The organism is Gemmata obscuriglobus, from assembly GCF_008065095.1.
GTDB lineage: Bacteria > Planctomycetota > Planctomycetia > Gemmatales > Gemmataceae > Gemmata > Gemmata obscuriglobus.
Genome location: NZ_CP042911.1, coordinates 4,071,743 through 4,090,308 on the forward strand (window position 1 = coordinate 4,071,743; position 18,566 = coordinate 4,090,308).

The following is an 18,566-nucleotide window of genomic DNA, read 5'->3' on the forward strand; positions in this document are numbered from 1 at the left end:
ACGGGTATTACTGGGGGGACCGGCGGCAGACGTTGAGGTGAACGGGCGACGCCTCGACGACCTGCGGCCGGTCTCTCCTTGCACGCTCAGAGATGGTTACGTTTCACTTCGATCCGCGCATCGCGACCTTGGCGCTCCAGCACCCGCACCACAGGCCGGGCTCTGTTCCGGTCCCGGTAGATGCCGGAGGCGCCCCGTGCCCGCGGTGCCGTACCTGCACCTCGAACCGCACGTTGCGGCGGTCGTGGTCGTGATTGAGCGTGGCGGCTCTCATCTCCGGTTCACCGAGGGCCGGGCGCCGAGCCGGCTGCGGCGTCCTTGCCTGTCAAAGGCTCTCGCTCCTGGTCCAGCAGCTCGCGCACCTTGCCGGCCAGCGAGAACGGGGTGAACGGCTTGTGCAGAAACGCGACGTTCGCCTGGAGGACCCCGTGCCGGACGACGGCGTCGTCGGTGTACCCGCTCATGTACAGCACTTTGAGCCCCGGGTAGAGCGGCCGCAGCGCCTCCGCGAGCTGGCGCCCGTTCATCCCGGGCATCACCACGTCCGTTACCAGAAGGTCCAGGTGCGGCCGGTCCCGTTCCACCAGATCGAGCGCAGTCCGGCCGTCGCCTGCCTCAATAACGCGGTACCCGTGCGCCTGTAATGACACGAGGGCCACTCTCCGGACGTCCGGCTGGTCCTCGACCAGCAGAACGGTCTCCGTTCCGCCGCGGACGGTGGCGGGGGCGGTGTCCAGCGGTACGGCGTCCGCATCGCTCACCGCCGGTAGGTACACCTTGAAGGTCGTTCCAACCCCCACCTCGCTGTACACCTCGGCGTGCCCGCCCGACTGCTTGACGATGCCGAACACCGTGGCCAGACCGAGTCCGGTCCCCTTGCCCGCCTCCTTCGTGGTGAAGAACGGCTCGAACACCCGCGACTTGACCTCGTCCGTCATCCCGCACCCGGTGTCCGACACGGCGGTCATCACGTACCGCCCGGGGCGCACCTCGGGCCACCCTTTCGCGTACGCCTCGTCCAGAACCACAGCCCGCGTCTCGATCGTCAGTTGGCCGCCCGTGGGCATCGCGTCCCGGGCGTTCACAGCGAGGTTCATCAGCACCTGGCCGAACTGGCCGGGGTCGACGCTCACCCGCCCGGCGCGCGGGTCCAGTGCGGTGGACAGGCGAACGTCCTCTCCGATCAACCGGCCGAGCAGCTTTCCCGTCTCGGCGACCACCTTGTTCAGGTCCAGCACCCGAGGCTTCAGAACCGCACGGCGGCTGAACGCGAGCAACTGGCTGGTCAGCGCGGCGGCCCGCTCCCCGGCGTCGCGGATCGCCGCCACCGCCCGCCGGTCCGGGTCGGACTCGTCGCTCATCCCGGCGAGCAGCACCTCGCTGTACCCGTTGATGACGGTGAGCAGGTTGTTGAAGTCGTGCGCCACCCCGCCGGCGAGGCGCCCGACCGCCTCCATCTTCAGGGCGTGGTGGAACTGCTCCTCGAGCTTCTTGCGGTCGGTCACGTCGACCAGCACCCCGACGAAGTGGGTGAGCTCTCCCGCGTCGTCCCGGATCGGCGAGACGGACAGGGCGTTCCAGAACGGGGTCCCGTCCTTCCGGTAGTTCAGCACCTCGACCGCGCAGTCGCGACCGGCACGGACCGCCTCCCGGACCAGGGCCACCGCGGCCGGGTCGGAGTCTTTGCCCTGCAGGAACCGGCAGTTGCGCCCGAGGGCCTCCCTCGGCGGGTAGCCCGTGACCCCCTCGAACCCGGGGCTGGCGTAGGTGATCGGGTTGTCCGGCAGTGCCGGCGAGGTGATCAGGATGCCCTGAGTCACGGCCTGGATGGCGCGGTCTCGGAGCCGCAGCGACTCCTCGGCCAGCCGCCGGTCGGTGATGTCCCGCACGAGCGAGAGCACGAGCCGGCGGCCGTCCACCTCGAACGGGCTCAGCCGCACCTCGACCGGGAACGTTGCACCGTCCTTGCGCCGGTGCCGGGCGTCGAGTGACACCTGCCGCCCGGTCGCGAGGTCCTCGGCGACCCGACGTAACAGGTCCGGGGACAGGTCCGGGTCGATCGCCTCCGCCCGCATCCCGACCAGCTCCTCGCGGGTGAACCCGAGGCTCTCGCACGCCCGGCGGTTAACGTCCAGAATGGTACCGCCGGCGTCGTGCAGGAAGAACGCGTCGGCCGCCTGTTCGACGAAGTTGCGGAACCGCGCTTCGCTCGCCCGGAGCTGCTCCTCGGCCCGCTTCCGCTCGGTGATGTCGCGGACGATCCCGGTGAACCGCCGGCCGGACGCCACGCGGATCTCGCTGACCGTCAGGTCGAGCGGGAACTCGGTTCCGTTCTTTCGCCGGCCCCGCACCTCACGCCCGACGCCGATGACCTTGGCGGTGCCGGTCCGCAGGTAGTCCGCCAAGTACCCGTCGTGCTCACCCCGGTACGGGTCGGGCATGAGCAGGGAGACGTTCCTGCCGACCACCTCGTCGGGCGCGTACCCGAAGACCCGGGCGACGGCCGGGTTGACGGTCTCGACGGTGCCCCGCTCGTCGATGGTGATGATCCCGTCGACGGCCTGTTCGACGACCCCGCGGAACCGCTCCAGGGCGTCCCGGACGTCCGCTTCCACCCGCTGCTGGTCGGTGACATCGCGGTCGGACTGGAGAATTTCGAGCGCCCCCGTGGCCCGGGCGACGACCATTCGGCTGTCCACGACGACCCAGTTGCCGCCCTTGGTCCGGTGCCGCAACTCCCCCTCCCACCGCCCGCCGCACCGCAGGGTGGCCTCGAGAGCGGTCCGGCTGTCGGGCAGGACGGTCTGAAGGAGTTCGTGCGCGGACCGCCCGACGGCCTCCGCCGCGGTGTACCCGTAGAGGCGCTCGGCGCCGGCGTTCCAGTACGTAATGTTGCCGCCCAGCTCCCATGTCAGGATCGGGTCGAAGGCGTGGTCGAGGAGCCGGGCCTGCTGCTTACGCAGGGCTTCTTGCGTCTGGCGGTGCGCGGCGGACTCGGTGGCGACGGCGGCCGCGCTCGCCTCGGCGAGGCCCTGGGCCGTCCGCCGGGCGTCGGCCAGGTACACGCCGGCCCCGCCGACGGCCAGGTAGACGAGCAACCCGACCTGGTTCTCCGGGGCGGCAACACAGAAGGACATGCGAGGGACGGCAAACAGGAAGTTGGCGAGCATCATCCCCAACACAAGGGCCACGGCGCCGGACTTCCACCCGGCGCGGTTGGCGAGGTAGAGCGCGGGAAAGATGAACAGGATGTACGGGTGGGTTTCGCCGAGGATCGGGTCGAGGAGGAACCGAACGGCCCCCGCCGCGGCGACGGCGGCGGGGACGGCGTACACGCGCGGCGGGGGCGCGAGTTGGATGTGAGTTCGCGGGCGGGACAAGTACTCCTCCTCAGCGCCGGTCAGTCCGGGGAGTTGATGATAAAAGTCTAATTGGCAGCTAAATTGCGGAGGGCGAGTGGATAGCGGCTTCGAGTCGAGCGCGCCTCAGAATGGATCATACGTCGTTGCGGCGAAGATTGACCAGTAATTCCGAACCGGAACGCACAAGAGATATCCGTCACGCATGATCCGGCTTTACCGGCCCTGATCGCGCTCGCGTGCCAGGGCGGTTCTTGTTCGCGGGCCGGTTCGACTTGAATCCGGTGAACCCCATTCGTCCGTCGGTGCGGACCGGTGCGGGGGTGTTCCGGCGGCCGGTGCGCGTCCGGCACCGAAACACCGTCCGCGTAGCACCTGACGGCGAGCCTTTCACGCGGGCGCGGGACGGAAACCGCGGCGCTGCCTTTCCAATTCCGGCCGTCCTGTTAATCCTGTCAAAGGACCCTTTGCTCCGCCCGCGGCACGGTGACGCATGGCAATCAAGACGGTGATCTTCGACTTCGGGAACGTGGTGGCGTTCTTCGACCACAGCCGCGCCGTGGCCCGGCTCGCGGGGTACACCGAGTTCCCGCCGGTCGAAATCGCGCTGAAGTTGTACGGCAGCCAGATCGAGGACGCCTACGAGCGCGGGGCCATCGACACCGCCGAGTACGTGCGCGAGGCCAAACTGGACGCCCGGCTCACCTGCACCGACGAGCAGTTCCTCGCGGCGTTCGTCGCGATCTTCTGGCGCAACCTGGAGGTGTGCGACCTGATCCCGCGGCTGAAGCCGAAATACCGCATCGTCCTGGCAAGCAACACGACGCGGGCGCACTTCGACGCGTACTCCAAGCAGTTCGCGGACGTGCTCGCCCACTTCGACCACCTCGGCACGTCCTTTGAGGCCCGCGCACGCAAGCCGGAACCCGCGTTCTGCGCGCACATTCAGGAGCACGCGTACTGCGAGCCGCACGAGTGCGTGTTCGTGGACGACCTGCCCACCAACATTGAGGCCGCGGAGCGGTTCGGTTGGACCGGCATCGTGTACCGCGCCGACGGCACACTGGCCGACAAGCTGCTGTCGGCCGGGGTCGAACTGTAACGCGGAAGGCGCCTCGTCCCGCTCAACTGCGCGCCGAAGCGCTCGGGGCGAGGGCCGGTTGCTGGGACTCGACTTTCTTGCGCCGCGCGCGTCTCAAATGGGCATTTACTCCGAAACCGCCCACCCGATCGGAGAGCCACACATGCCCCGTCTCGAACTCCATCGCGCCGCCACACTGCTCCGGAGCGTGCCTGGCGCGCCGCCCTCGGACGCCGAACTCCTGGACCGGTTCGCGGCCAGCCGCGACGAGTCCGCGTTCACGGATCTGGTCGCCCGGCACTGGGGGTTGGTGTACGGCACCGCCCGGCGCCACCTCGGCGACGCCCACGCGGCCGAAGACGTGTGCCAGGCCGCGTTCCTCGTCCTCGCCCGCAAGGCCGGCGGCGGGCGCTGGGGCGCGACCGTGGGGCCGTGGCTGCACGTGACCGCGGTCCGGCTCGCCCGCAAGGCCCGTCGCGCCCGCCGGGCGCAGGCGATGCCGCCCTCAGCCGGCGTTGCGGGTGGAACCGGACCGGACGCATCCGCTGTGTGGGGCGAGGTGTGCCGGGCCGTGGACGAGGAACTCGCGGCCCTGCCGGAACCGCTCCGCGGGCCGCTCGTGCTGTGCTACCTCGAAGGACGCACCCGGGACGAAACCGCCGGGGCGCTCGGCTGCTCGCTCGCCATGCTCAAGCGGCGCCTCGAGCGCGGGCGGAACCTGCTCCGGGACCGGCTCGCCCGCCGCGGGGTCGGCCTCCCGGCGGGGGGGCTCGGCGTGCTCGCCGCTGACCTCGCCACCGGGGCCGCCGAAGCCACGGCCCGCGCGGTGGTCGGCTACGCCCGGACCGGCCGCCCCCCGGCGGCGGTCGCGGTGCTGCTCGGCTCGCGGGCGGGATGGGCTCCGGCGCTGGGCCTGGCGGCGGCCCTCGTGGCGTGCGGGGTCGGGCTCGGCATGGCCGCCGCCCCTCCGGAAGAAAAGTCCCTCGCGCCCGTCTCGACCGCACCACCGCCCCGACCGGCCGACGCCCGCGCCGACGCGTTCGGTGACCCGCTTCCCGCCGGCGCAATGGTCCGGTTGGGCACCACGCAGCACCGCGCCCCGGGCGCCCATGTTGCCGTAACTCCCGACGGCAAAACCGTGGTCACCGTCGGCAACGACCTTGTTGTCCGCACGTTCGACCCCGTCACCGGAGACACGCGCGAGGTCCGCACGCTCGACGGCCCGCCCGCGTACCAGACGGCCCTTTCGGCCGACGGCCGGTACCTGGCCGGAATGGTGTACCCCGGTCGCAACGACAAGGCAGAACTTTGGGTGTGGGATCTCGCAACTGGCAAGCCGGCCGGGCAGCTCGCGCTGGGGGCGGTCCCCGCCCTGGTGTGGGACGGCGCAACTGGCACGCCAATTGCCAAAGCCCCACTGGGCGAGACCCCCATCGCCGCGTTGTGCGTGCACGCCGGAACGAAGCGGGTGTCCTTCGTTCGAGCATCTCGGAAAACGTGTGTGTGGAGCTTCGCCGCCGTTGGCGAGCCGGTTGAACTCCGGGAGTTCACAAGCTCCGCGCCGTTCTCCAATGTGCCGCGAACGCTATTCTCACCTGACGGGTCGATGCTCCTCGCCCATCAGCGGGACGGACACCTGACCTGCTGGGACTTGTCGGCCCGAAAGGTGCTTTGGGACAAGTCGCTGCCGCACCTCAAATTCTTCCTCTTCACTCCGGACGGCAAACGTGTGATCGTCCAGAACGACACCATTAACGCTGGGTTCGAGGTGTGGTCCACAACAGACGGGAAACCGGTGAAAGGAGCGAGGTGGGGTGGCACCGGCGACAGCGATCAGGACCAGCACGGGCCGGTGGCCGCATCCGCAGACGGCCGACTCATCGATCTGGTCAACAGGCACCGCCAAGTGGTGCTGCTCGACACGGTCAAAAAAGTGATTGTCCGGAAACTGGACGACCCGCTCCGTGTTCCAGACAAGGACGCCTTTACAGGCGAGGCAGTGCCCACGAACTTCGCCTTCACCCCGGACGGGACCGGGTTCGTGTGTGGCACCCCGACCGTCCAGCGGTGGGACGTCGCTACTGGAAAGTCGACCTGGCCGGCCACATGGGACCGCGGCCACACCGAGGCCGTTACCCGTCTCCGGTTCACTCCAGACGGTAACGCCGTGGTGTCCGCCGCGGCGGACGCAATGTGCTACGTGTGGAACCTGCGAACCGGCCGACCGCAACACCGGTTACCAATAGGATCGAGCTCACTCACCGCCGTCACTCCGAACGGGCGAACGCTGATCACCAGCGGCCGCAGCGGCACACACATTCTCAAGGGCTGGGATCTCAAATCCGGCAAGGAAACGCTCGCGATTGGTGGGAAACAGGAGTTCTCGCTGTACGGTTCAAGCGGGCGCGGGCAGGCGGCCGTCACCACGGACGGGAAGCAACTCGTCACCTTGAGCGCCGGTGGCGCTGGGAACGCGCAATTGCCGTTCGGTTACTACTTGGCGGTGTGGGACCTCGCCACACAAAAGCTCGTGCAGGAAGAGTTTTCACGCACGTGCAATTCAATGACTGTTCTCGCTCCTGGTGGCGCGGTGTACGCTACGGTTCCCCAGGACGAACCGGATGTTGACATCCACCTGGTCGCGACGGCGACCGGGAAGAACGTGGGGCGGCTCAACTCCCCCTCGCTTCGTGACGCTTGGCCGTGCATTGTGGCGCTGAAGTTCTCGCCGGACGGACGACTTCTGGCGGCGCGGGCCAACGAAACCAGTACAAGACAGCCGGCCGGTAACAGTCCGCTGAAGGTGTGGGACGTGACGACGGCCCAAGAGCTGGCCAGCTTTCCGGTGGAAGGGCCGGCGGTGTTCGAGTTCGCCCCCGACGGGCGGACGCTGGTGATCGCCGGTACGAGCGGGTTCCGCGCGGTCGAGGTGGCTACCCGCCGGGAGATCCGAACGGTCGCGGCGGTCGGCGTGCCGCGGGGGCGCAAGCCGGGCGCGTTCGCGACCGCGCTGGCGGTCGGGTCAGGGGGCCGGACCGTCATCACCGGGCACATCGACGGCACGATTCTGGTCTGGGACGCCGCGCCCCGCGCCGCAACCGGAGCGTTCGAGGCGGGCGCCGTGTGGAAGGCACTGGCCGCCCCGGACGCGGCTTTCGGGCGGGCGGCCGTACTGCAACTGGTCGACGCACCCGACCGCGCGCTGGAACTGCTCGAGAAGAACCTGTCCGGGGTGCCGGCCGCCGAGGCCGCCGGGCTGGTGCGGCAACTCGATGCCGAGGCGTTCGGGATGCGGGAGGGGGCCGAAAAGGCGCTGCGGGCGCTCGGCAGCCGGGCGGAGCCGGCTCTCGCGGCGGCCCTCGCCGGCAAACCGTCGGCCGAGTTGCGGAGCCGGGCGGAGCGGCTTCGCGCCGCACTGGCCCCGGCCGCCGTTCCGGGCGACGAGGATTTGCGGGACGTGCGGGCCGTCGAGGCGCTGGAGCAGATCGGGACGGCCGCGGCTCGCAAGCTCCTGACACAACTCGCGACCGGCGCGCCCGGCGTCCGGCTGACCCGCGAGGCCAAGGCGGCACTTGCGCGGCTGACCGGCCGCTGAGCGGGTTCTTTGGCCCGGTGCCGGGGGGGACACTATAACCTTCTTGTACACCCGAACGCGCGCCTGCGCGCGGCCCGGCACCGGGCGCGCACCCGCCGGAGACGAAATGGACATCCTGAAGCAGGCCGACCCGGACGTGTTCGCCGCCATCGCGAGCGAGCGGACCCGTCAGCAGGTCGGGCTGGAGATGATCGCGAGCGAGAACTACACCAGCCCCGCGGTGATGGCCGCTCAGGGGTCGTGCCTCACCAACAAGTACGCCGAGGGCTACCCCGGTAAGCGGTACTACGGCGGCTGCGAGTTCGTGGACGTGGTCGAGCGGCTGGCGATCGATCGCGCCAAGCAGTTGTTCGGGGGCGACCACGCCAACGTGCAGCCGCACTCCGGCGCGCAGGCCAACATGGCGGTGTTCCTCGCCGCGCTCCAGCCCGGCGACACGATCATGGGGCTGGACCTCGCGCACGGCGGGCACCTCACCCACGGGATGCGGCTCAACTTCTCGGGCAAGTACTTCAAGGTCGTGAGCTACGGCGTTCGCAAAGACGACCACCGTGTCGACTTCGACGACCTGGCCGCGAAGGCCCGGGAGCACAAGCCGAAGCTCATCATTGCCGGGGCGAGCGCCTACCCTCGGACCCTGGACTTCGCGAAGTTCGGCGAGATCGCCAACGAGGTCGGCGCGCCGCTGATGGTGGACATGGCGCACATCTCCGGGATTGTGGCGGCGAAGCTGCACCCGGACCCCGTGCCGCACGCCGCGTTCGTGACCTCCACCACCCACAAGACCCTGCGCGGGCCGCGCAGCGGGTTCGTACTGTGCAAGCAGGAGTGGGCGGACAAGATCAACTCCGCGGTCTTCCCGGGCATCCAGGGCGGGCCGCTGATGCACGTCGTGGCGGCGAAGGCGGTCGCGTTCGGCGAGGCCCTCAAGCCGGAGTTCAAGCAGTACATGGAGCAGGTGCTGCTCAACGCGAAGGTGCTCGCGGAGGAACTGCTCGCGGCCGGGTTCCCGGTCGTGTCGGGCGGGACCGACACGCACCTGATGCTCATCGACGTGACCGCCAAGGGCTCCACCGGGAAGTTCGCGGAACACGCGCTCGACGCCGCGGGCATCACGGTGAACAAGAACATGATCCCGTTCGACCCGCGCAAGCCGCTCGACCCGTCCGGGGTCCGGCTGGGCACCCCGGCGCTGACCACCCGCGGCATGAAGCAGGCGGAAATGAAGCGGATCGCCGGCTGGATCACCGAAGTGCTGACCTCTGGCGGCGACGCCGCGGTCACGGCGCGCGTGAAGGGCGGCGTTCTCGAACTGAGCAAGCAGTTCCCGGCCCCGGCCGAAGCCGGCGTGTGACGGCCGACAATCGGGTCGGGTGCGTCTGCGTTGGCACTCTGCCACAAACACACCCGACCCGATTGCTAATAAGAACATGACTGCTGCTGGGCACGCCGGATCTTGCGAAGACGTGTCCCGCTGACCGTTCGGAACTGCATTCCCACCGACTCGACGACCGAGGATCACGCGCACCGTGGCGCAACCGCTGCTGATATTGCTCGGGTGCTGCACCTGTGTGGTGCTGCTGATCCCGGTGCTGATGTTCCTCCTGACGTTCATTTACCGGTGGTCGTGCGTGCTGTGCGGGCTGCCGAAGCCGGGGGTGACGGTGGCGGCGGGGATCATGTTCGTGTCGTGGGTCGCGTTCGTGCTGGCGGTCAGCCTGCTGCGGGCCGGCGTTCACGCGGCGTGCGACGCGGCGCGGCTGCCGCCCTGGGAGGCCAGCATCATCACGTTCCTGCTCGCGCTGCCCATCGATCTTCTGATTTCCGCCGGGGTCGAAGCCGGCTTGATGGGCGTGCGGTTCGGCAAGGCCGTGGAGGTCTGGTACACCCAGCGCCTCATCCACCTCGCAATCGTCGTCGTGATCGTGCTGGTCGCGAGCGTCGTTTACCTGATTCAGCAGTTCGTGTAATGACCCGCTACTTTGCCACCTGCGCCCGCGGCCTCGAACCGGTGCTCGCGAGCGAGCTTGATGCGCTCGGGGCGGAGGCGGTCGAGCCCGGCCGCGGCGGGGTCACGTTCCAGGGGCCGCCGGCGCTGCTCTACCGCGCGTGCCTGTGGCTCCGCACGGCCGTGCGCGTGCTGCGCCCCGTTCACGAGTTCGAGGTTCACAACTCGGACGAACTCTACGACGCCGTCCGCTCGATCAATTGGGCGGACTGGATGACGCCCGACCAGACGCTCGCGGTCGATTGCAACGTGCGCGACTCGGCGCTCACGCACTCGCAGTACGCCGCCCGGCGGGTGAAGGACGCGATCTGCGACCAGTTCCGCGAGCGCGTCGGGCGCCGGCCGAGCGTCGACCCGGACCAGCCCATGATCGGGCTCAACCTGCACGTCTCGAAAAACCACGCGGTGCTGAGCCTCGACAGCTCGTGGTCCTCGCTGCACAAGCGCGGCTACCGGCCCATCCAGACCATCGCCCCGCTCAACGAGGCGCTCGCGGCCGGGCTGTTGTTACGCGCGAAGTGGGACAAGAACACGCCGCTCGTGGACCCGATGTGTGGCTCCGGGACGTTCTGCGTCGAGGGCGCGTGGATCGCCCTGAACCGCCCGCCGGGGCTGACGCGGAAGTGGTTTGCGTTCCAGGGCTGGCCCGACTTCGACCGGACCGTATGGAACGCGATCCGCGACGACGCCCGCGCAGCGGTACTGAAGGAGTTGCCCGCCCCCATTTGCGGGTCCGACGTGCGCTCGGACGCCATCAGTCTCGCCCAGATGAACGCCCGGGCCGCGGGCGTGGGGCACTTGCTGAACCTCCAGAAGCTGGAGCTGCGCGAAGCCCGTCCGCCGTCGGACGTGCCCGGGACACTGGTCTGCAACCCGCCTTACGGCGAGCGGATCGGCGAAGAGGAAGAGCTGATTCCGCTGTACGCGCGGATCGGGGCGGTCGCGAAGGAGTTTTGGCCCGGGTGGCGGCTGCTCGTGCTCACGAGCAACACGATGCTGGCGAAGAAGATCCGACTGAAGGTGGTTCACAAGGAGCCGTTCTTCAACGGCTCGCTCGAGTGCTTCCTGTGGGAGTTCAAGACCTCCTGACGAGAGGGGCGTCTGCCGGTCAGAGGGCGCACATGCCGGCCAGGCCGCCGAGCGCCATTCCCAGTAGCACCACGCCCGCACAACCGGTGCGCACTCGCGGTTCGCTCTTCTCCTCCGGTGGTAACTCCAGCACTTCCGGGATCTCTTCGACGAGTTCGGCCGTCGGCAGTTCTTCACCGGGTGCGGCGTCCCACAGTCCGGCGTCGCCGTGCGGGGCGTCGGCGAGCGTGAGTGCGTCCACGGCCGAACGCACCGGCGCGACCGTGGCCCACCGCGCGAGCACTTCGCGCACCTCGGCCGCCGATCCGTACCGCTGCGCCGGCTGCTTTGCCATCAGCCGGTGAACGACCTGTCGGAACGCCGGAGGCACCCCCTCAAGGGCGGGCGGCGGTTCGGTGCGGTGCTTGAGCACCTTTTCTTTCGTGGTGGCCGCGGGGAAGGGGACCGATCCCGTGAGCGCGAAGGCGAGCGCGCACCCCAACCCGTACAGGTCCGCCGGCGGCCCGACCGCCGCCGCGTCGACCGCCTGTTCCGGCGCCAGGTAGTCCATCGTTCCGACCACGTACCCGCGCCCGCCCACGATCGTCGGGTCGTTCGGGAGCGTTTCGCCCATCGACAGCGCCAGGCCCAGATCGAGGACCACCGCGCGGCCGTCCGGGCGCACCATGATGTTGGTCGGCTTCAGGTCGCGGTGGACCAGCCGCCGCGCGTGGAGGTGCGCCAGCCCGGATGCGACATCGGCGAAGACGCGGGCCGCATCCCCCACCGCGAGCGGGCCGCCGTCGATCACGACCTGGCGCAGCGTGCGGCCGGGGATGAACTCGAGCGCGAGGTAGTGGACCGCGTCGATCTCGCCGGCCCCGAGGGTGCGAACGACGTTGGCGTGGTTGACCCGGTGCCCGAGCGCCATTTCGCGCCGGAACCGCGCCAGGATGCGCAAGTCGTGTGCGGTCTTGCGGTGCGGAAGCAGCTTGAGGGCGACCAGTTCGACGTCGCCGAGTTCTTCCGCCTGGCGCCGGTCCCGCGCGAGGTAGACCACCGTCCCCATGCCGCCGCGGCCCAGCGGGGCCAGGATGTGGTACGGTCCCAGGACGAGCCCCTGCCACACCCCGCGGAGCAGCTTGTCGGCCTGGTAGTGGGTGAGCACCCCGGACTTGATGAGCGCCTCGGCGAACGCGCGCCCGGAACGCGGTGCGTGCCGCGCCGCCAGTCGGTCGACGTCGGGCGCGTCGATCAGCCGGCTCTGGCGCAAGGCGGCCACGAACGTCGCGAGCGGCGGGTCGGCGGTCATCCCGCTCATGATAGCGATTCGGAAAACCCGTCCAGTTGTGCGCGGAGCCGGGCCACCACGTCCGGGTCGAGTTCGGTGGTCGCGCCCATCGCGGGAGCTAGCAACGGGCGCGCCGCGAGCCCGTGGTCTTCGAGCGGGCGGCGCGGGCCGGCGTGGACCTGGTCGCACCGCGTCGCCCGGACCAGATCGGCGACGTTCTCGGGCCGAACGCGCCCCGCCGGCAGGACCTCGATCTGCCAGCCGGCGTGCTGCACCAGCGCCGCGAGGTGCGTTGTTCCCGTCTCGGCGGTGGTCGCGCCCCCGCTCGTGAGCACGCGCTCGAAGCCCAGCTCGATTAGCTCGTCGAGCGCGGCGAGCTGGTTCGGGAGGAAGTCGAACGCCCGGTGGAACACCGCCTTGCCGCGCGCGAGCCGCACCAGCTCGCTGCAGTGCCCGCGGTGGATGCGGCCGTCCGCGGTGAGCGCCGCGAACACGATCCCGGCCGCGCCCTCGTCCAGGAACGCTTTCGCGTCGTCCAGCATCACCTCGAAGTCGGTTTCCGAGTACGCGAACCCGCCCGCGCGGGGGCGGATCAGCACGTAAATCGGAACCGCCTCACGGGTGAACGCCCGCGCCGACCGGAACGCCCCCAGCGAGGGCGTCAGCCCGCCCACCTCCAACCCCACCGAGAGTTCGAGCCGGTTGGCCCCGTTGGACGCCGCCGCGAGCGCCTCCTGCGGGCTGGTGACCGCGATCTCGAGCGTCAGGCTCCGCGGGCGGCCGACGGTGTACCGCGCGTCGCGCCGGGTGAGTTCCGTGAGCAACGCGCCGATGCGGTCGGCCGCGATCTCGCCCGACGCCACGGCCGCGTCCACCGGATCGGGGAAGGCGCCGCAGAACCCGTCCCCGGCGATCACCGCGCCGAGGTCGCGTAGCACGGCGCACGGCATCCGCACCGGGTTTTGCGGCCGCGCCCATTTCCACTTGTGCAGCCAGACGTGAGCGGGGTCGAGCGGGTTACCGACCCACGCCCGCACCCGCGGAATGAGCAGCTCCATGAGCTGTTCGTCCGGCTTTTCCCAGTGCTCCTCGGACCACTCTGGCCGCGCCAGTGCGGTCACCGCACCGGCCACCGGGGACACGTCCCGGAGGAAGTTGTCGAGCACCCATTCGAGCGGCCCGTCGCCGATCCACGCGCCCCCGGGCTGGAGGCCGGTCGCGGGCGCGAACAGGCCATAGAGCGCGACGCAGCGCGCGTAGCGGACCTCTCGAAGCGTGTACCGCAACTCGTCGGGGATCGTGAGCTTGTTCTGTTCGAGCAGTTCGAGCGCCTGCGGCACCGGCGGGGTGAGGACGAGGGCGTTCACCCCGAAGGCGGCTTCGAGGCCGTCGCGGAGCGAGCGGGTGTGGACCCGCCAGCCGTCCTCGGTGCGCTCGAGCTTCTCCGCCACCGTGTGGTCGCAGAACGTGACGAGATCGCCGTGCCGGGCGATCAGCCGGAACGCCAGCTCGCGCATCCCGTCCGTCGCGGTGAGGCCGCTGACCTCCCAGTCGCCGGCCGCCTCGCCGTCGGCGCCGACCCGGCCGACCACGCGCCGGGTGAACAGGGCTGGGCCGGGCAGCTCCTCGTCGAGCGCCGCGGCGCGGGCGTCGGCGCGGGTGCGGTCGCCCGGCCGGCGGGCGTACAGGACCGGCGGCCCGAGGTCGAACCGCGGCCGGCGCCCGTCGGGCAGGTCGATCGTTCGGGTACACAGCCGCCCGCCCGCCCGGCGGCCCTTGTCGATGACGACCACCTCCGGGGGCGACGGCCGCGACAGGAGCCGGTGGGCGGCGGTCAGCCCCGCGAGGCCGGCGCCGATGATGGCGACTTTCGGGGTGGTCACGGCTTGGCCCACTCGCGGCTCACCTGCTCCGCGTCGGCGAGCACCCGCATCAGGTTCCCGCCGAGCACCTTGTGGATCTGCTCCTTCGTGTACCCGCGGTCCAGCATGATCTGGGTGAGCAGCGGGTAGCACGACACGTCGCTCATCTGAGCGGGCAGTTTCGGCACGCCGTCGAAGTCCGAGCCGATCCCGGCGCAGTCGATGCCGGCGACTTTCACGATGTGGTCGATGTGGTCCACGATGTTCCGCACGTCGCCGGCGGGGTAGTCGTTCTGCTTCGACCAGGCGCGGTACGCCTCCCGGTACTTGGCGTCGTCGTTGGGGAACTGCTTCTTGAGTTCACGCCCCTTCTCGAACATGAGCTGCATCGCCCGCGCGCCGTCGGGCGTGAGGAACCCGCTGTAGAAGTTCACCATGACCACGCCGCGGTTCTCCTTCACGAGCTTCAGCACGTCGTCCGGGACGTTCCGCGGGTGGTCGGCCACCGCGCGCGCCGAGGAGTGGGAGAAGATGACAGGTGCTTTTGTGACTTTCAGTGCGGCCTTCATCGTTTCGGGTGAGACGTGTGAGAGGTCGACGAGCATCCCCAGGCGGTTCATCTCCAGCACCACGTTGACGCCGAAGGGGCTGAGGCCGTTCGCCTTGGGCGCGTCCGAGCACGAATCGGCCCAGTCCAGCGATTCGGAGTGCGTCAGCGTCATGTATCGCACCCCGAGCCGGTAGTAGTTCCGGAGGAGCGAGAGCGAGTTCTCGATGCTGTGCCCGCCCTCGATCCCGATGAGGCTGGCGATCTTGCCGGCCTTACGAATGCGGTGAATGTCTTCGGTGCCCGCGGCCATCTCGAACGTGTCGGGGTAGCGCCGGACCATCTCGTGGATGACGTCGATCTGTTCGAGGGTCATCTTGGCGGCGGTGCCGGCTTTCGCGGTGGAGGAGGGGACGTACGCGCTCCAGAACTGCGCGCCGACGTTGCCCTTTTTGAGCCGCGGAATGTCGGTGTGGAACTTCTTCTGCGGTTTGGTCAGGTCGATGTTCTTGAAGCCGGGCTCGCCGGTCTCGCGCAACTCCCACGGCAGGTCGTTGTGTCCGTCGATGAGCAACGCCTCGTTGTGGATGGCGAGCGCCTTCTCGGACACGGTGATGGTTTTGGCGGGCGGGTCAACGGCCGGTACGCGTGGCAGCGCGAGGGCGGCGATCAGTGCGAGCGCGAGTGCGGCGGTGGCGCGGTGGTACATGCGGGTGCGGTCCGATGCGGAGGGATGCAGCGGAGAGGATACGCGTCACGATACCCGAGAGGGCAGGGGAGGGCAAACTCGGGGCAGTGTGGGGAGGCACGGGGCCCGCTGTGTGATCCGTCAGAAGGCTCCTTCGGGGTGCAACGACAATTGGTATGAGCCGCCTCTGAGCCGGTTCTTCCGCCCCGGAGGGGCCGGCGGGCGTAGCACAGGGCGGGAGCCCTGTGCCTCAAAGCCGGTATCACTCCTCACCGCGCCGCGCGTCATCCGGCAAGTCCGGTAGCCCCGTTTCCTTTTCCTGCCTCGCGCGGGTGCGGCGCTCGGACGCCACCCAGACGCACAACACCACACTGCCAACAGCGGAACTCGCGTACGCGACGAAGTGGTAACACGCGACCGTGAACAAGGCGCGGTGCCGCTTCGGCGGAACGGCTTCTGCCATTCCGGGGTCGAGAACGACGCCGAGCATTTCGCTGTGGCGCCACACGCTGAGCCCGGTTAGCGCCGTTACAACCGCCACTCCACCAATCAGCAGGGCGAGGGGTTTGAGGATCTCCCACGGGGCGAGTTTGGGGCGCGGGCCGATAGTCGCGGTGAGCCCTGCGGCGTATCCGAGCAGCGCCCCGCCCCACCACCCGCCCAGGAACCCCCAGCAGACCCCGAGCAGTGTCGGATCAGTGACGCCCGGGATGGGGCGGTGCAGCACCGTGAAGTACTCGGGGCACAGCCGCGCCGACACTTGGTCCTGAAGGACTGCGTAGCCCACGATTGCGACGAATCCGAGGAGGGCGAACCGGTAACGGGGGATGCGCCCCGCCACGACGGCGAGCAGAACGCACGCGGCGATCGGCAAAACGATCTGGTGCGTGGCGAGGGGCGGCATGGGGGTTCTCCTACTAACTTCGGCTCGCGGCGGTGCTCGTGATGATCTACGGTGCGGGCTGCGATCGCCCAAACCGCACCCCGAGGAGCACTGCGCGCGGCACCGAACACCGCCCCGATGCGTCCGCGCGATGCCTTGGATCGCCGCGGAATGCGCTGGGGGCGGGCGAACTTGTCTACCGCGGTTCGGCGGCCGATGTCTCGCACACCTCGAACCCCCGCGGCACGACGGCCCTCGCCGCCTTTACGCACTCTGCGGTCACCTCGGCGACCGTCTTTCCGGGCGGTACATCGGCCGTCACAACCATGGCAGGGTGCAGGTTCACGCGGAGCATCGTCGCCTCGGGGACGAATTCATGAACCTCGGCAACTGCACCGAGCGGGATCGTTTTGCCGGCCGGTGCCTTCAACTCAACCTTCTTGAGTTCGTTGGCGCCGCGGAATTGCTTGCCGAGCGAGTGGCTCATCCACCACGAATCGAGGATCGCATCGGTAATGTCCGGGTTGCCGACCGCGACTCCGATGGCCTTCACGACATCCTTGGGGTCCAGGTCCAGTTGCTTTAACTTCTCGTAGTTGAGGTTAATCGAAAGGCGGGGCGAACCAGGGGCTTGTGTGAGAGCGGGATCGAGGGCGACACCGGCCTGCGCGAGTCGTTGAACCACAGCGTCACCCGCGGCCCGGAGTTTCGCCCACCCATGGCCAACCTTGTCGAGGATCGCGACACGGACCGGGAACGGGCGGCCGGACAACAGGTTGGACACCCGGACCGCGGCGCCGCCGACCTGCGCAAGCGCTGTGCGGAGGTCGGCGGGGGAAGGGCTGTCCCCCGAGGAGAGCTTTACGAGAACGATCTCTGTGCTCATCTCGCTCTCGGAGACTGCCAGGCAGTCCGGTTTTCCAGGTAAATCGCGGACCAGCTTTTCAACGCGAGTGACCATATCCTGTATGCGCGCCGCGGACGCCTCGGTGGGGAACCGCAGTTCGATCACCGCGAACCGATCCGCGGACAGGTCGGCGACCAACCCCGTCGTCAGATCCTTGGGATTAGTCTTCTCGAACTCGGCGAGTTTCTTCCGCAGCTCGCCGGCTGCGGACTTCGTGTCGATGACACGAACTGCCAGCAGGGCCGCGGGCCTGCCGCCCACACGGGTGAAGCCGTCAGATTTTGGGGCGAGTTCGATCCGGCTCACGTCCCCGAGGCGGATGACTGTTTGTTCGGGCCCGAACTTGAGGCAGGTTTGGTGAAATAGCTCAATGTCGGGGCGACGTCCCAGGTAGGTAAAGGTGAGCGGAACGGACGTTTCCGCAGGGGCACGGCCGGCTTGCTCCGCCTCGAAGAGGATCTTCTGCAGTTCCACCGTTCCCACGATGTCCGGGATTGTGATTTGGCTGGCGGCGAGCTTGTCCGTGTCGGGCCAAACCCGAATGGCGATCTCGGACCGACTCATGGCACGAACATCGGTGACCCCGGGCACCCGTGTGAGTTCATCTTTCACCCGCTGGGCAGCGTAATTGTTCAGAAACATGGCGTCATACGTGCCGTTCGGGCTGGCAGCGGCCACCCAGAGAGTCGGAAAACGGCCCGGGTCGTCGTTCCGCACGGTCACGCCCTCCCGGGAGACGACAGGTGGAAGCCGCGCCTTGATGAGGGCCACGCGTTCTCGGACCAGGGCGGTCGCTACGTTGACATCTGTGCCGGACTTGAACCGCACGGCGAGCCTGTACGATCCGTCGTTGCGGCATTCCGATTCCAGAGACGTCATTCCCTCCAAATCTTTCATCTGGTGCTCAATCGGTACCGCCACCGTGTCGCAGATGACATGCGCGCTCGCGCCGGGGTAAACGGCATCGACGCGGACGGTTGGCCCGGCGCTCTTGGTCGCAGGAGGATCGGGTGCGTCCGAGGGAGTCGGTACTGCTGGGCTGCCGCAGGCCGATACGGCAAGCAGGAGAACAGGGAGCAGGCGGGGGGTGATTCGCACGTCGTCACCTCTGGGTGGTGATCTCATGATAACCCGGCCGCGGGTAAGATCGTCGTGAAATGATGTGCCGTCGGAGCGTCAAGACAGTGGTTCGGATGGCGTAAAGGTGTCGGCACTGCCGGCGGGGACGCGGCAACGCTTGGAGCCGTTCGGAACGCCCAGCCACAACGGTAAGCCCT

11 protein-coding genes are annotated in these 18,566 nt (G+C 69.0%); 5 read left to right on the forward strand and 6 right to left on the reverse strand.

Annotation, left to right across the window (positions count from 1 at the left end):
• Positions 1-281 precede the first annotated feature (281 nt).
• Positions 282-3,380, reverse strand: a complete 3,099-nt coding sequence (locus GobsT_RS16925) for a PAS domain S-box protein (protein WP_010041727.1) — start codon at positions 3,378-3,380, stop codon at positions 282-284.
• Between the two features lie 472 nt (positions 3,381-3,852).
• On the opposite strand from GobsT_RS16925, the gene GobsT_RS16930 reads away from it, so the two are divergent.
• The 5 genes from GobsT_RS16930 to GobsT_RS16950 all read left to right on the forward strand — a co-directional run bounded on the left by GobsT_RS16930 (position 3,853) and on the right by GobsT_RS16950 (position 11,132).
• A complete protein-coding gene (locus tag GobsT_RS16930) occupies positions 3,853-4,461 on the forward strand; it encodes an HAD family hydrolase (RefSeq protein WP_010041730.1) in 609 nt (202 codons plus the stop codon).
• A 142-nt stretch (positions 4,462-4,603) separates the two neighbouring features.
• The gene (locus tag GobsT_RS16935; RefSeq protein WP_010041732.1) at positions 4,604-8,035 is read left to right on the forward strand and encodes a sigma-70 family RNA polymerase sigma factor; all 3,432 of its coding nucleotides are present in this window, start codon (positions 4,604-4,606) and stop codon (positions 8,033-8,035) included.
• A gap of 106 nt (positions 8,036-8,141) precedes the next feature.
• Entirely contained in the window at positions 8,142-9,389 is a 1,248-nt protein-coding gene (locus GobsT_RS16940; RefSeq protein WP_010041734.1) for a serine hydroxymethyltransferase, read from the forward strand.
• A 175-nt stretch (positions 9,390-9,564) separates the two neighbouring features.
• Positions 9,565-10,005: a hypothetical protein gene (locus GobsT_RS16945; protein WP_010041736.1), complete on the forward strand. Its 441-nt coding sequence runs from the start codon at positions 9,565-9,567 to the stop codon at positions 10,003-10,005.
• Entirely contained in the window at positions 10,005-11,132 is a 1,128-nt protein-coding gene (locus tag GobsT_RS16950; RefSeq protein ID WP_010041737.1) for a THUMP domain-containing class I SAM-dependent RNA methyltransferase, read from the forward strand. Before GobsT_RS16945 ends, GobsT_RS16950 begins: the two co-directional genes overlap by 1 nt.
• A gap of 19 nt (positions 11,133-11,151) precedes the next feature.
• Here the strand turns inward: GobsT_RS16950 and GobsT_RS16955 are convergent, their stop codons facing one another.
• The 5 genes from GobsT_RS16955 to GobsT_RS16975 all read right to left on the reverse strand — a co-directional run bounded on the left by GobsT_RS16955 (position 11,152) and on the right by GobsT_RS16975 (position 18,414).
• The gene (locus GobsT_RS16955; RefSeq protein ID WP_010041739.1) at positions 11,152-12,432 is read right to left on the reverse strand and encodes a serine/threonine-protein kinase; all 1,281 of its coding nucleotides are present in this window, start codon (positions 12,430-12,432) and stop codon (positions 11,152-11,154) included.
• Positions 12,429-14,285, reverse strand: a complete 1,857-nt coding sequence (locus tag GobsT_RS38810; RefSeq protein ID WP_162097372.1) for a copper homeostasis protein CutC — start codon at positions 14,283-14,285, stop codon at positions 12,429-12,431. Before GobsT_RS38810 ends, GobsT_RS16955 begins: the two co-directional genes overlap by 4 nt.
• The gene (locus tag GobsT_RS38815; RefSeq protein ID WP_010041746.1) at positions 14,282-15,520 is read right to left on the reverse strand and encodes a dipeptidase; all 1,239 of its coding nucleotides are present in this window, start codon (positions 15,518-15,520) and stop codon (positions 14,282-14,284) included. The genes GobsT_RS38810 and GobsT_RS38815 overlap by 4 nt, the downstream gene beginning before the upstream one ends.
• Positions 15,521-15,761: 241 nt before the next feature.
• Positions 15,762-16,403 (reverse strand): hypothetical protein, encoded by a 642-nt coding sequence (locus GobsT_RS16970; protein ID WP_010041748.1) that lies wholly within the window; start codon positions 16,401-16,403, stop codon positions 15,762-15,764.
• Positions 16,404-16,578: 175 nt separating this feature from the next.
• A complete protein-coding gene (locus GobsT_RS16975; protein ID WP_081471691.1) occupies positions 16,579-18,414 on the reverse strand; it encodes an efflux RND transporter permease subunit in 1,836 nt (611 codons plus the stop codon).
• Positions 18,415-18,566: the final 152 nt, after the last annotated feature.